At 63.9% G+C, this 13,691-nt stretch carries 14 protein-coding genes; 1 reads left to right on the forward strand and 13 read right to left on the reverse strand.

From position 1 onward, the window contains the following. Nucleotides 1–72: 72 nt before the first annotated feature. The 3 genes from groL to LC083_RS07850 all read right to left on the reverse strand — a co-directional run bounded on the left by groL (nucleotide 73) and on the right by LC083_RS07850 (nucleotide 3,626). Nucleotides 73–1,719, reverse strand: coding sequence for a chaperonin GroEL (gene groL / locus LC083_RS07840; RefSeq protein WP_224831761.1), 1,647 nt, complete (start codon nucleotides 1,717–1,719; stop codon nucleotides 73–75). A 53-nt stretch (nucleotides 1,720–1,772) separates the two neighbouring features. Then, on the reverse strand, nucleotides 1,773–2,060 hold the full coding sequence (gene groES, locus LC083_RS07845) for a co-chaperone GroES (protein WP_090477425.1): 288 nt from the start codon (nucleotides 2,058–2,060) through the stop codon (nucleotides 1,773–1,775). Between the two features lie 150 nt (nucleotides 2,061–2,210). Further along, nucleotides 2,211–3,626 (reverse strand): MATE family efflux transporter, encoded by a 1,416-nt coding sequence (locus tag LC083_RS07850; protein ID WP_226699883.1) that lies wholly within the window; start codon nucleotides 3,624–3,626, stop codon nucleotides 2,211–2,213. Between the two features lie 137 nt (nucleotides 3,627–3,763). Here LC083_RS07850 and LC083_RS14065 point away from each other — a divergent pair, with 137 nt between their 5' ends. Continuing rightward, on the forward strand, nucleotides 3,764–4,450 hold the full coding sequence (locus LC083_RS14065) for a helix-turn-helix domain-containing protein (RefSeq protein WP_226699884.1): 687 nt from the start codon (nucleotides 3,764–3,766) through the stop codon (nucleotides 4,448–4,450). A 13-nt stretch (nucleotides 4,451–4,463) separates the two neighbouring features. Here LC083_RS14065 and LC083_RS07860 read toward each other — a convergent pair whose 3' ends face one another. The 10 genes from LC083_RS07860 to LC083_RS07905 are packed head-to-tail and all read right to left on the reverse strand — an operon-like array spanning nucleotide 4,464 to nucleotide 13,690. Continuing rightward, the gene (locus tag LC083_RS07860) at nucleotides 4,464–5,048 is read right to left on the reverse strand and encodes a hypothetical protein (protein ID WP_226699885.1); all 585 of its coding nucleotides are present in this window, start codon (nucleotides 5,046–5,048) and stop codon (nucleotides 4,464–4,466) included. A 40-nt stretch (nucleotides 5,049–5,088) separates the two neighbouring features. Continuing rightward, complete coding sequence (locus LC083_RS07865; protein WP_226699886.1) at nucleotides 5,089–5,553, reverse strand: prepilin peptidase; 465 nt, start codon at nucleotides 5,551–5,553, stop codon at nucleotides 5,089–5,091. A 9-nt stretch (nucleotides 5,554–5,562) separates the two neighbouring features. Beyond that, nucleotides 5,563–6,396 (reverse strand): hypothetical protein, encoded by an 834-nt coding sequence (locus LC083_RS07870; protein WP_226699887.1) that lies wholly within the window; start codon nucleotides 6,394–6,396, stop codon nucleotides 5,563–5,565. A gap of 1 nt (nucleotide 6,397) precedes the next feature. After that, complete coding sequence (locus tag LC083_RS07875; protein WP_226699888.1) at nucleotides 6,398–7,369, reverse strand: type II secretion system F family protein; 972 nt, start codon at nucleotides 7,367–7,369, stop codon at nucleotides 6,398–6,400. 1 nt (nucleotide 7,370) lies between these two features. Next, nucleotides 7,371–8,372 (reverse strand): type II secretion system F family protein, encoded by a 1,002-nt coding sequence (locus tag LC083_RS07880; protein ID WP_226699889.1) that lies wholly within the window; start codon nucleotides 8,370–8,372, stop codon nucleotides 7,371–7,373. Beyond that, on the reverse strand, nucleotides 8,372–9,763 hold the full coding sequence (locus LC083_RS07885; RefSeq protein WP_226699890.1) for a CpaF family protein: 1,392 nt from the start codon (nucleotides 9,761–9,763) through the stop codon (nucleotides 8,372–8,374). The genes LC083_RS07880 and LC083_RS07885 overlap by 1 nt, the downstream gene beginning before the upstream one ends. 1 nt (nucleotide 9,764) lies before the next feature. Then, the gene (locus tag LC083_RS07890; RefSeq protein WP_226699891.1) at nucleotides 9,765–10,940 is read right to left on the reverse strand and encodes an AAA family ATPase; all 1,176 of its coding nucleotides are present in this window, start codon (nucleotides 10,938–10,940) and stop codon (nucleotides 9,765–9,767) included. 7 nt (nucleotides 10,941–10,947) lie between these two features. Next, nucleotides 10,948–11,541, reverse strand: a complete 594-nt coding sequence (locus tag LC083_RS07895) for a TadE/TadG family type IV pilus assembly protein (protein ID WP_226699892.1) — start codon at nucleotides 11,539–11,541, stop codon at nucleotides 10,948–10,950. Continuing rightward, complete coding sequence (locus LC083_RS07900) at nucleotides 11,538–12,014, reverse strand: TadE/TadG family type IV pilus assembly protein (protein ID WP_226699893.1); 477 nt, start codon at nucleotides 12,012–12,014, stop codon at nucleotides 11,538–11,540. Before LC083_RS07900 ends, LC083_RS07895 begins: the two co-directional genes overlap by 4 nt. Before the next feature lie 14 nt (nucleotides 12,015–12,028). Continuing rightward, nucleotides 12,029–13,690, reverse strand: a complete 1,662-nt coding sequence (locus tag LC083_RS07905) for a TadE/TadG family type IV pilus assembly protein (RefSeq protein ID WP_226699894.1) — start codon at nucleotides 13,688–13,690, stop codon at nucleotides 12,029–12,031. Between the last annotated feature and the right edge of the window lies 1 nt (nucleotide 13,691).

The raw sequence follows: 13,691 nt of genomic DNA on the forward strand, positions 1-13,691 counted from the left end.
TGGTTCAACCGACGAAAAAGGCCCGGCGGATCGCTCCGCCGGGCCTCTTTTCGTTCGGCTGTGGTGCCGGGCTTAGAAGCCCATGCCGCCCATACCGCCCATGCCGCCCATGTCGGGCATGCCGCCGGCCGGCTTGTCTTCCGGCTTGTCGACGATGGCGGCTTCGGTCGTGATCAGCAGGCCGGCAACCGAGGCTGCGTCCTGCAGTGCGGTGCGAACGACCTTGGTCGGGTCGATGACGCCGGCAGCCACGAGGTTTTCGTAGGTGTCGGTCGCGGCGTTGAAGCCGAGCGTTTCGTCATTGGCGTCGACCAGCTTGCCGGCGACAACCGCGCCGTCATGGCCGGCGTTGGTCGCGATCTGGCGAACCGGTGCCTGCAGCGCACGGCGGACGATGTCCACGCCGCGGGTCTGGTCGTCGTTCGCGCCTTCGAGGCCGTCGAGAGCCTTGGTGGCGTAGAGCAGGGCGGTACCGCCGCCCGGGACGATGCCTTCTTCAACGGCTGCGCGGGTTGCGTGCAGCGCGTCGTCGACGCGGTCCTTGCGCTCCTTCACTTCGACTTCGGTGGCACCGCCGACCTTGATCACGGCTACACCGCCAGCAAGCTTGGCAAGGCGTTCCTGCAGCTTTTCACGGTCGTAGTCCGACGAGGTGTTGTCGATCTGCGTGCGGATTTCCGAGACGCGGGCCTTGATGTCGGCTTCGTCACCGGCACCGTCGACGATGGTGGTGTTGTCCTTGTCGATGGTGACGCGCTTGGCCTGGCCGAGCATGCCCAGCGTGACGTTTTCCAGCTTGATGCCGAGGTCTTCGCTGATCATTTCGCCCTTGGTCAGGATCGCGATGTCCTGCAGCATGGCCTTGCGACGATCGCCGAAGCCCGGAGCCTTGACCGCTGCAACCTTGAGGCCGCCGCGCAGCTTGTTGACCACGAGGGTCGCCAGCGCTTCGCCTTCGATGTCTTCCGCGATGATCAGCAGCGGACGGCCCGACTGGACAGCCGCTTCGAGAACCGGAAGCATCGCCTGCAGGTTCGACAGCTTCTTTTCGTGGATCAGGATGTACGGGTTTTCGAGTTCGACCGTCATCTTTTCCGGGTTGGTGATGAAGTAGGGCGACAGGTAGCCGCGGTCAAACTGCATGCCTTCGACGGTTTCGAGCTCGAATTCAAGGCCCTTGCTCTCGTCGACGGTGATCACGCCTTCCTTGCCGACCTTGTCCATGGCTTCGGCGATCTTCTCGCCGACTTCACGGTCGCCATTGGCCGAGATGATGCCGACCTGTGCGATTTCGTTCGAGCCGGACACGTCCTTCGAACGGCCCTTGAGGTCTTCGACGACCTTGGTCACAGCGAGGTCGATGCCGCGCTTGAGGTCCATCGGGTTCATGCCGGCGGCAACCGACTTCATGCCTTCGGTCACGATCGCCTGGGCAAGCACGGTGGCAGTGGTGGTGCCGTCACCGGCGGCGTCGTTCGCCTTCGATGCGACTTCCTTGATCATCTGCGCGCCCATGTTCTCGAACTTGTCCTTCAGTTCGATTTCCTTGGCGACGGAAACGCCGTCCTTGGTGATGCGGGGTGCGCCGAAGCTCTTGTCGATCACGACGTTGCGGCCCTTGGGGCCCAGCGTGACCTTCACGGCGTTGGCGAGGGTGTCGACGCCGCGCAGGATGCCTTCGCGCGCGTCGCGGCCGAACTTAACGTCCTTGGCTGCCATTGGTGTTTCTCCTGGAATTCTGTCTGGTGGTTGGAAGCGTCAGAGGATCGGGCTCAGCCGATGATCCCCATGATGTCGCTTTCCTTCATGATCAGCAGGTCTTCGCCGTCGAGCTTGACCTCGGTGCCCGACCACTTGCCGAACAGCACGCGGTCGCCGGCCTTCACGTCCAGCGGAGTGACGGTGCCGTCTTCGGCCTTCGAGCCGTTGCCCACGGCCACGACTTCGCCTTCGCTCGGCTTTTCCTTGGCGCTGTCGGGAATGATGATCCCGCCGGCGGTCTTTTCTTCTGCTTCGATGCGACGCACGAGCACACGGTCGTGCAGCGGACGAAATGCCATGTTGATGACCTTTCTACTGAGAGTGGATGTCTGGATTGGCACTCCCACCCGGAGAGTGCCAGCGGGTGCGCATTTGGTAGCGCCCCGGCGCGGAGTCAACGGGTCGGCGAGGAAAAAATTTGCCCCGTGCGGGCCGCGGCGCTCGCGTTCCTAGAAGGCGTGGTGCGGCTCTGCCGTGAGGCCGAGCGTTTCGCGCCTCGCCCAGCGCCAGGTCAGCAGTCCGGCCGAGAAAACCAGCCCGATGGCCAGACCGATCCACACTCCGGTACCCTCCAGCGGTGTATAGAAGCCGAGCCAGATTGCCGTGCCGAAGCCGGGCACCCAGTAGCTGAAGACCGCGATCAGCATCGGCATGCGGGTGTCCTGCAGGCCGCGCAGGGCGCCTGCCGCGACCGCCTGCACGCCGTCGAACAGCTGGAAGGCCGCGGCGACCTTCATGTAGCGCACGGCAAAGACGACCATGGCGGCGTTCGCGGCGAGGGTCGGATCGATATAGATGCGCAGGAGCAGCATCGGCGCGGCGAGCATCAGGATTGCGGTGATGCACATGAAGGCGCCGCCCATGGCGATACCGACCCAGCCTGCCCGGCCCATCGCCGCGCGGTCGCGCGCGCCAAAGTGATAGCCGACCCGGATGGTCGCCGCCTGCCCGAGGCCGAACGGGATCTGGAAGGCAAGCGCTGCAATCTGCAGGGCGATCGTGTGGCCCGCCAGCTCGGCCGGTCCGATCCGCCCCATGAGCAGTGCGGCACCGCTGAACAGACCGGCTTCCGCGATGATGATGATCATCACCGGCGTGCCCAGGATTACCAGCTCGCGCATTCTCGGCCATTCGGGCCGCCACCAGTTGCCAAGGATGCGGTAGCGACGCAGGCGCCGGTCGAGGCGGATCGCAACGAGGTAGCTGGCAAGCTGGACGAACGAGGTCAGCACGCTCGCCAGTGCCGAGCCTTCGAGGCCAAGCGCCGGGGCACCGAGATTGCCGAACACGAAGGCGTAGTTGAACACCACGCTGGCAACCAGCGCGACGCCCGTGATGGCAGTGGCGAAAACCGGACGGCCGAGCGCGGAAACGAAATTGCGCAGGACGCTAGAGGCGATCATCGGCCACATGGCAAACATGATGATGACCAGGAAGTCGCCTGCCCGCTCGGACAGCGCGTCGTCCTGGCCGGTCAGCCGCATCAGCGCCTCGCCCTGCCAGCAGATCGCCATCCCGACGAGCGCTGCGACGACCGAGAGCCACATGGCCATTCGCACCGAGCGGCGAACCTCGCGGACCGAATGGCGGCGGCGGCCCAGTTCCTCGGCGATGAGTGCAGCGACCATCCCGACCAGACCGGTGAAGGCCCACATCGTCAGGCCGAACAGCGCGATGCCCAGAGCGGAGGCCGCCAGTTCGCGCTCGCCCAGCCGTGCGACGAATATCACGTCGACTGCATGGACCAGCATCTGCAGCAGGTTGGCGAGCGCCAGTGGCCAGGCCAGCCGGAAGGTCGCGGCGATTTCCTCGCGCCAGCCGTCACCGCCCGCGGGCGTGGGCGCAAGCGGGCGATCACTGCGCATGGCCCGCTCGATAGGCCAGCCGGGGACACTTACCAATCCCGCGCCGGTTTCTGGGCCTTACACGGTGACAAACTGGCACCGCTTTGCCACAGTGCTCTTCGTGATGACGCAGCATCGCACGCGACCGGGACGGATAGGTGAAAGAGACGAGGACCGAGGAAACCTCAGCTGACGAGGCCGACCGGCGGCGCCGGAAACCCCGCCTCGTGCTCCGTCTCAATACCGGCGTGGGCCAGTCGGGCCGCGCCTTCGACGCGGAAATCATGAATTTGTCGCACAGCGGCATGCTGGTGAAGACGCAGGCGACGCTTGCTTTCGACGCCCCGCTCGAAGTGGTGCTGCCCAAGGTCGGGCCCACCGTGGCGAAAGTCGTCTGGTTCGACGACCAGCTCTATGGCTGCAGCTTTTCGACGCCGCTCACGCCGGAACAACTGGATGCAGCCAATGAGGCGGCGTCCGACCCGGATGAAACGCACGGCGTCGACCACGCTACGCTGGGGGCGCGCATCCGCCACCTGCGCAATCGGAGGGGCATGACCATGCGGGGTCTCGCCGCAGCCGTCGGGGTCAGCAAGCCGACCTTGTGGAAGTGGGAAAGCGACCAGGTGCGGCCGCGGCACAAGACCATGCAGCGCCTCGCCGACGAGCTGGGCGTGAGCGAACTGGAACTGGTCTACGGTACGCCCGACCTCGGCGAACCGGACGAGACCGTGCAGGGCTCGCTGGCCGAAATCGTGCGCGATGCGAAAAAGCGTATCGCCGAGGCGGCCGGTGTCGACGAAGCCAGGGTCGATGTGTCGATCGACTGGGGCGACGGCGAATAGGCCAGCGCCCGGCTCAGTCCATCAATACGAGCCGGTCCCTGATCGCGTCGTAGCGCAGGTCCAGTCCTGCCCGGCGGACGGCATCGAGCGACAGGCGGTCGCCCTGCGGAAGCTTCGCGTCGTCCATCGCCAGCCCGAGCCGTTCGAGCGCGGACAGGAGTTCTGCGCGCCCGATCTCGATACGGGTCGCGTCGACCAGGATGATGGGTAGCTCGGTCTGCGCGCCCTTTTCCCGCGCCAGTGCCTTGGTCACCCGCATGCCGTCCGGCCCGGGATTGAAGTTGGGCTTGAGCGAGAAATCGAGCGCGAGGATGTTCCTGTCGGAAGATCCGCGCGGTGCGGGACCCATGCTGGACGGCTCCGGCGCGCCGGGCGTGTGCGGGGCAACTTCGGCAAGATTGGCCGCCGGTTCGCCAGTGTCGGCGCGCTGCGCCCCGTGGCCGAAGTCGACCACGCTCTCGGCAGGGGCGGGTTCGAGCGCGACGCGCAGAATATCGCGCGAGGGATCATGGGGATGGACTGCCGCCGTCGAGGCGAAGGCAAGGAAGACGACGAGGAACGTTACCGCCACGGTCGCGGCGATGACCCCCAGTTGCATGACCTTGGTCCTGCGCGGTTGGGGAGGAGCAGGGCGCATGTCAGACCGCAAGTCGCAATCCGGCGAGGACAACCGCTCCCGCCGCGATAGCGAGACCGTAAGGCATCTTGGCAAAGTCGTCCTTGCGGGCGCGAAGCTGGGGATTGGACTTTTTCGCCATCAGCCAGAAGATGGCCATCACGCCTCCCAGCAGCACGATGGCAAGGGCCAGCGCGGGTGCGAGCTGGATCGGGAAGAAGGCCGCCACGCCGGCATAGAACTTGCCATCGCCCGCTCCGAACATGCCGCCGGCGAACAGTCCGTAGCCGAGCAGGAAGGCGACGACGACATGGGCGAAATGCAGGCCAAGGCCGACCCATCCTGCCGCAGCGAAGGCAAAGCCAAGACCGGCGATGGCAATCGCAAGCGACAGGTAATTGGGCAGTTTGCGCTTAAGCACATCGATGAGGGCACCGATGGTCGATAGCGCCGCGAGAACCCCGAAGGACAAGGAGGCGAGGGCCATTTCGAGCGATTATTTCTTTTCTTGCTCGACCTTGGGCGCATTAAGGCTGACCCGCACCGGATAGCCCTTGGCAGGCGTGGCAGACACGCGCGCTTCTTTCCCGATGCGCACCCGCATGGGATAGCCGGAGGTGGCACCGACACGGATTTCGGCCGGACGGGCGGCCGTGCTGGTGCGCATCTGCTGGCCGTTCACGCTCACGCGCACGGCCGGCTTGGTGGGTGCGTCAGCCACTTCGGCCACCGACACGCGCACGCGCTCTGGCGCGGCGAGAGGCTGGGGCGCACCGAGCGCGATCCGCGAAGACGTCGCGCCGCGGGCCAGGGTGATGCGGCGTTCCTGCCCTCCACTGACGACCACACGTTCCTGTTCGGCCGGGATATCGGGGCGCACGGCCTCGTCGGACTTGGCGAAGTCGGTGTAGGCTTTGCGAGCCTCCTCGTTCTGGGCGTAGAGCGTGCGCAGGTCCTGCCCGAGGTCGCTGGCATAGAAGCGGTCGAGATTGGCAGCGAACTTCGTCTCTTCCGGCGCCAGGGTGACGGCAGCGCGGAAATAGCGTTCGGCCAGGTCGCCGCGGCCGAGGCGGGCGTATGCCACGCCGAGAGCGTTCGCGGCTTCGGGCGCGGTTTCGCGGTTGAGCGCGGCGCGCTGCAAGGCGGGCAGGGCGTTGCCGATCTGGCCTTCGGCCAGCAGCCGGCGACCTTCCTCGAGGTCCGCCTCGCCGAAGACCGGCTGGCTCGCCCGCGAATGCTTGCCGAGATCGAAGGTGCTGAGGAAGCTCTGGCAACCGGACAGCGGCATTACCACCGCCAGGGCTGCAAGGGTTGCGGGGACTTTCTTCATCTTATCCTCCTGCTAGGGCGGGCGCGACTTCACGAATAAAGCCGACGATTGCGGGTAGTGCGAGCACACCGATCATCACGGGAAGCATGCAAACGACGAGCGGAATGGATATGAGTACGGGGATACGGTGAGCGCGCTCTTCTGCGCGCATGCGTCGCGCTTCGCGCATTTCGGCTGCGTAGACGCGCAATGTCGTGGCCACACTTGTGCCAAGCTTGTCTGACTGGATGAGCAGGGTCGAGAACGAGCGGATCTCGTCGACCGCGGAACTCTCGGCCAGCTGCCGCAGGGCCATGTCCCGCGGTGCACCGGCGCGCATCATCAAAGTACATTCGATCAAAAGGCGCGCGATCAGCGGATGAGTGCGGATCATCTCACGGCCGACGCGGTCTAGGGCAGATTCTAGCCCGAGGCCGGCCTCCACGCTGACCAGGATCAGGTCGAGAGAGTCAGGAAAGCCATTGATGATCTGCTCCTTGCGCCGGTCGGCCTTCGCTCGCACGAATAGGGTGGGGAAATAGAGCCCCAGTGCCGCAAGCAGGGTACAAATGAGATACATCTGCATCGTCTTCGGGAGGTCTGGATCGAAATAGACCGACAGCAGGTAGATACCGGGCAGGACGAACACCATGACGATGCGCACGAGGGTGTAGACGCGCGGGGCGGATGGGCTGTGATACCCTGCAAGCTTAAGCTGCTTTTCCAGCTTGAGGTCGGACTTGTCGGTCAGGTTGATGCCGGTCTTCTCGATGGCATCGGCAACCTTGGCCCACGGGCTTTCCTCGCTGTCGCGCACCAAATTGGCCTTCGGCATGCCGGCCATGGAGGTGTCGAGCCGGGCAATCTGGCGGGACGCCCGGCGGCGGGCCTCGATCCCGTTAACGATCATCATGATCACGCCCGTCACCAGCGCGAACACCAGCGCGAGGAGAAGGAGGCGGATTGCGGGACTGTTGGCAGCAAGCTCGATCATGTCAAACCTTCAAGTCGATCATTTTGCGCATCACGAAGACACCGACCACGTAGAGCGTGAGAAGGAACACCCAGCCCCAGATGAAGATCGGGTCGTCGGCGACGTCGAGGTAGAACTCGGGTGAGCCGAGGAAGGTCATCACGAATGCGAACACCGGCAGGACGCTGAGCATCCATGCGGTCATTCGGCCTTCCGAGCTCAGCGCGCGGACTTTCATGTAGAGCGCGGCGCGCTCGCGAATGACGCCCGAGAGGTTCTCCAGGATTTCGGCGAGATTGCCGCCTGTTTCCTGCTGCACGGTCAGGGAGACGACAAACATCCGCAGGTCATCGAGTTGCCAGCGTTCGGCCATCGCCGCGAGCGCGTCCGTCAGGCTCGCGCCATAGGTGACTTCGTCGCTGACGACGCCGAATTCCGACCCAATCGGGTCTTCCATCTCTTGCGTCAGGAGGTCGATCGCCGCTGCAACTGGATGGCCTGCCCGCAGCGCACGAACGAAGATATCTAGCGCTACGGGGAACTGCTTTTCCATCGTTTTGCGCCGATTTGCGGCAAGGCGCTGGAGGACGAGGAATGGCAGCAATGCACCCGCGGCGAGCGCAAAGATGAAGCAGATCTGCACGGTTCCGAAATTGAGCGCAGCGCCCGTTCCCAGCGCGAGGGCGAGGGCGATGACCATGAGGATGCCGACCCCTACTGCCATCGCGGTAAGGACCTGCGAGATGCTCCAGCTGATCCCCGAAGCATAGACGCTGTGCTCGAAACCCAGCACGATGCTGCGCAGAAACCCGGGGAGAGCTTCGTGCTCGCGCGGACGGTTCTTCACCAGTTCTCCGTACAGCTCTTCGCGTTCCGCGCCCATCTGGATCATCGTCATACGGCGGTTGGTGGCGACGATATGCGCACGCCGCTCTGCCACGACGCGTCCAACGGTCTGGAATAGCAGGAATGCTGCGGCGAAGATCGCCAGCAGGAAGCCGATGCGGATGAATTCTGTCGCCATCAGCCGACCTTCATATCCGGACGGAAAAGGTCCGACGGCAGGCTGATACCATGCGCTTCGGCATCCTGAAGGAATTTGGGCCGAATACCGGTCGCCTCGAAGTGGCCGAGAACGCTGCCGTCCTCGCCGCGACCTGTCATCTTGAAGCGGAAGATCTCCTGCATCGTGATGGTGTCACCTTCCATCCCGGTCAGCTCTGAGAGGCTCTTGATCTTGCGGCGGCCGTCCGACAGGCGGCCAACCTGAACCACGACGTTGAGCGCCGAGGCGATCTGCGCGCGCGACGATTTCGAAGTGATATCAATGCCGCTCATGCCGATCATCTGCTCGACGCGGCTCAGCGCATCGCGCGGGGTGTTGGCGTGGACGGTGGTCATCGACCCGTCGTGACCCGTGTTCATGGCCTGGAGCATGTCGAACGCTTCGCCGGCACGGACTTCGCCCACGATGATCCGGTCAGGGCGCATGCGCAGCGCGTTTTTGACGAGATCGCGCTGGGTGACTTCCCCGCGGCCCTCGATATTGGGCGGGCGCGTCTCGAGCCGCGCGACGTGGGTTTGCTGCAGCTGAAGTTCGGCCGAGTCCTCGATCGTGACGATGCGCTCCTGCTCGTCGATGTAGGTGGACATCGCGTTGAGCAGCGTCGTCTTGCCCGAACCGGTGCCACCCGAGATCAGCACGTTGCGACGCGAGCGGACGATCGCCTCCAGAACCGGGGCCATCTGCTCGGGAACGCTGCCGAGGCCGATCATCTTCTCGATGCTGATCGGCTTCTTCGCAAACTTGCGGATCGAGAGGAGCGAGCCGTCGAGCGCCAGCGGCGCGACGATTGCATTGACACGCGAGCCGTCGGCAAGGCGGGCGTCGACGAAGGGCGAGCTTTCGTCGACCCGGCGGCCGACGGCGCTCACGATCTTCTGGATCACGCGCATGAGGTGCTTCTCGTCTTGGAAACGGGTCGCCACGCGTTCCAGTTTGCCACGCTTTTCCACGAACACGGTTTCAGCGCCGTTCACGAGAATATCGGTGATGGTGTCATCGGCCAGAAGCGGCTCTAGCGGGCCCAGCCCCATCAGTTCGTCGACCAGTTCTTGGACCAGCTGGTTGCGTTCCTCGCGGTTGAGCGGCTCGTCGAACTCGGCCAACATCTCGGGCAGCAACGCCGCGATCTGCGACTTTATCTGCTCGACCGGTGCCTGGTCGAGCATCGCGAGGTTGAGGCGATCGAGGAGACTGCGGTGAAGCGACAGCTTGAGGCTGAGCATCTTCTCGGTGTGTTCATCCTTCCGGCCGAAGAGGATGCGTTGCTCTTCCTCCTGCGAAATCGGCTCGGCCGATCCGGCCTGGTCGTTATCGTGCTCGGGAGTGTCGTCTACCCTGATCTTCCACATCTCAACTGTCCTTCCCGATCTTCTCGCCGAGCGAGGCCGCCAGTTCGGCAAACTGCTTGGAGAGGCGTGAACGGCGCTGAATGTCCGCTACCTGGCATCCCTGGAGCTGGGCTTCCTCGACGAGGGCCACGTCCTCTTCGAGCATCTGCTCGACCGAATGGTGCAGCACCTCTTCCATTTGCGAGGCATCGGCCCGCTTGAACAACCCGCTTGCGCAGCGATTGAATACGATCGCGATCGAATCGCGCGGCCGTCCCAGCATCTGCAGCAGTGCCAGCTTGCGTTTCACGTGGCGCAGCGCCGACAGCTTGCCGTGGCCGACCAGGACCACGAGGTCGGCCGACAGGAGCAGGGGCATGGCCCAGTTGGTGATGGTCGATGGCAGGTCGAGGATGACGGCATCATAGCGCTTGCGCGTCTCGCGCAGCACACGGTTCACAGCTTCGGCGGAAGTGCTCTCGATAGGCTCGATATCCTCCGGCGCGGCGAACAAGTCGGACCGTTCGCCGAAGGGAATGGCGACCGAACGCATCAATTCGTCGTCAATCCGCTCGACCGAGCCGAGCAGATGATTGATGGTCATCTTGCCGCGCTTGTCGAGATAGGCTGCCGCATCGCCGCTCTGCAGAGACAGGTCGATGAGGGCCGTGCGCGCCTTCTCGCCGAGATGAGCGGAGAGCAGAGGCGCCACCTGCGTGGCCACGGTGGTCGCACCGACGCCGCCGGCCGCCCCGAGGACCGCGATGACAGGTGCCAGGGTGACCGGCTTTTCTGGCTTGATGCGCGCTTTGGCGACATCGACGATCGCGGCTACCAGTTCCTCGCTGGAAAACGGCAGTTCGAGCACGTCCGACACGCCCTTGCGCAGCAGCGAACGCACGGTAGCGACCGGCGCGGCGCGCAGCCCGGCGATTACCGGCAACCCTGGGCGCAGCGCGCGCAGGCTTTCGAGCCGAGCGAGCGAAGCCGGATTTTCGGAATCGATTTCGATGACAGCGATCGTAGCTTTTTCGAGGGCTTGGGCCGGCAGATCGTCGGCCAGTTCGATGCAGTGCATCGTCAGCGCATCCGCGAGCACGGCGATATTGCCAAGCGCTTCGTCGCGAGCGAACACATGCACGCCGTCAGGAAGTGTCATGCCCTTGCCCGTTTCGTAGATTTCTGAAAAATCTGTCATTTCCAATTCAGTTCGAAAAAGTGCCGATGCTGTCTTCGGCTGTGAGAGAATAGGCGAAGGTCGGCAGATTGGTCGTGCCGAACAGGATGGAAGTGATCGGCGTATGGGTCAGGCCGGTAAGCTTCACCGTGACGATGGGGGCCACGTCTGGCCCGTTCGGATCGCCGGCATAGCCGAGGCCCGACCACTCGTACTCCACGGTCAGGTTGCTGGCCGCGACGCCGGTCTTGATCTGCTGCAGCCGAGTAAGGATCGAGTTGAACGCTGTGGTGCTGTGGCCCCATTGGCCGGTGCAACTCGTCGAGGTGCAGGTAACCTTGGGGAAAGAAGCCTCGGGGACCACGGTACCCTGCTCGATCCCGCCCGATACGGCGAAGCTGTAATTACGCAGATTGGCGGGTACCATATCGGTCGCGACGGCCCAGCGTGCACCGATCTGCACGGCCTTTTCGGCGCGGTTCAATTGCCACATGTAATAGCCGGCATCGATGATGCCGATGAAAAACAGGATCATCAGCGGGAGCACGAGAGCGAATTCGGCAGCCGAGGCCGCGGTCGTGTCGCTCCCGAACCGGCGGAGGAGGCTGATGTGCTTCCTCATATGCCGTTCACTACTGCCTGGGAGGACGAACGCACCCTGATGCCATTGGCGAAGACGCCGAGCGAGCTGAACAGGGTCGGATAGGTGGCGGTTGCCGTTAAGGTAACGATCGGTGCACCGCCGCTATTGCCCTTGAAAATCCCCTGCGTGGCATAGCTTGCATTGCAGGTGTAGGTCACGGTTATGTCGCTTGCGAGCCAGTTCCGGATCCGCGGCGTCATCCCGGTCAGCGTGCCGGTCAGCGTGACGTTCTTGATCGCCGTCTCGGCGGCAGGATTGATGGAACCGCCACAGGGGAAGTCGGCGAAAGGCCGGCGGCCTGCGTAGCGCGCGCCTTCGCGCACGGCCTGGACGATCTTCTGCTCGTTGTAGAGATAGTGCCCGGCCTCGAAACCACCGAACAGGAGCGCTATCAGCAGCGGCAGCATCAACGCCATTTCCGCTGCGGCGGCACCCTCTGTCTGCTTGATCAAGGCACGCAGAGTCGTCATTCGATCAGATACGGCACGTCCTTGCGGACCTGCTGCCCTGCGGTGCCACCGCCGCCAACTGTCGTGGCGCCGATGACCTCTACATAGACATCGCTGTTGTTGGTGTATTTCGTGCCGTCCGGAGCGACGCGGCGCGCGGTCGGTTCGACCAGGAAAACGTCCACGAACTTCTCGATGTCGGCATCGGTCGTGTTGGCGCCAAGCCCCTCGGCCGTGCAGTTGATGATCGCGATGCTGAGCACCCGGCGATCCGGCGTCGAGCCTGCTGGGACCTGACCCGCCGCTGTGCATAGCGGCGTACCCTGCTGTTTGAAATCGACATTGTTGCCAGGCGGGTTGCTAATGTTCTTGGGGGCAAGCAGCGAAGGATTGGCCGCTTCCCAGCGATACTGCTGGTAGCGGGTAGGCAGTGTTCGGTTTTCGAGTTCGGGATAACCGTAGGTCTGCGCTGCCACATCAGAGGGAGTGACCGTGCCCGAGTAGTTATTGGTAGCGTAGTAGGCGGTGCGATCCCAATTGCCGTCGCCTACGCGTGCATTGCCATTGCCGGAACAAACGCCTGCAAGGCTCACAGCATGGCACTTGTCCCGCGGATAACCCATCGGCTGGATGTTCGACGAATCGGTCAGGTCGTCCGTCGGTGACGTGGGGCGATAGGGACGCTCTCCAACCTGAAAACCTTGCGACGAAACCCTGCAGCTCGCGCCGTTCGACGCGCTGCGAACGAGGTCGATGCGCGAATTGGCCGCGGCGGGACAAAGCGCGTCGTTGGTGCCGCACACATTGTTGAGGCCGTTCTCATAAATGCCGAAGCGGGTGTTGAGCGCATCGAGCACGCTGACCTGCTGGCCGGGCTTCACGTCCGCGCCGTCGAGCGCGACACAATTGCCCGGCAGGGCCTGACGGCCCAGCGTCCTTGCAGTGTCGATGGCACCAGGGCCCGCATTGGTTTCCAGAAAGCCGAAGACACCCGGTCCATAGCTGCCTGCCACTTCGTCGGCATCATCGCCGCCGCCATTCTTGCCGTTCACATTGGCGATCAGGCGAATGCCCTTGCCGACGTAATTGGCAACGATGAACTCGGGATCGGTCCCTTCGTTGGGATTGCACATCATCACCGGCGGCACTTTGCAGATGGCCGATCCGAGGCCGGCCACTGCCAGCGCCACGCCATCGGCATTGGCAACGCCCGCCACGGCAACCAGCGAATAGGTCACTCGCCGCCCATCGAGTGTAACCTCGACATAGTTCGCATCCTCGTCAGTGGTGGCGAGGGTGAAATTGGTCCTGCTTTCGTATTCATCGAAAAACCGGATGTCTGCAAAGACGCCGCACTGGTCGTTGGCAACCGTGATGGCCGTTCCCACGGAGAGGGCGCCGCCGCCATCGGCCAGCAAGGTGCTGTTCGAAACCAGTCCGATCGCCGCATTGCCGGCGCGGGCGCAGGCTCCGTCCTTGCCGTCGAGCTGCGTGGCTGCGGCAAGAGCGGCCTGGTCCGCGCCGTTCTGAAGTTCGGAATCCATGCCCGCCATTCGCGCATAGTCGTAGCCGAGACCGGCCATGGCGATCAGCGGGACGAGAGCCAGCGCATAGGTCGCAGCGACGGCGCCGCCCTGTTCCTTGCGGAACCGATTTATGCGTTTTAATGCGCTAGCCATC

The sequence above is a fragment of the Qipengyuania gaetbuli genome, from assembly GCF_020524765.1.
GTDB lineage: Bacteria > Pseudomonadota > Alphaproteobacteria > Sphingomonadales > Sphingomonadaceae > Qipengyuania > Qipengyuania gaetbuli_A.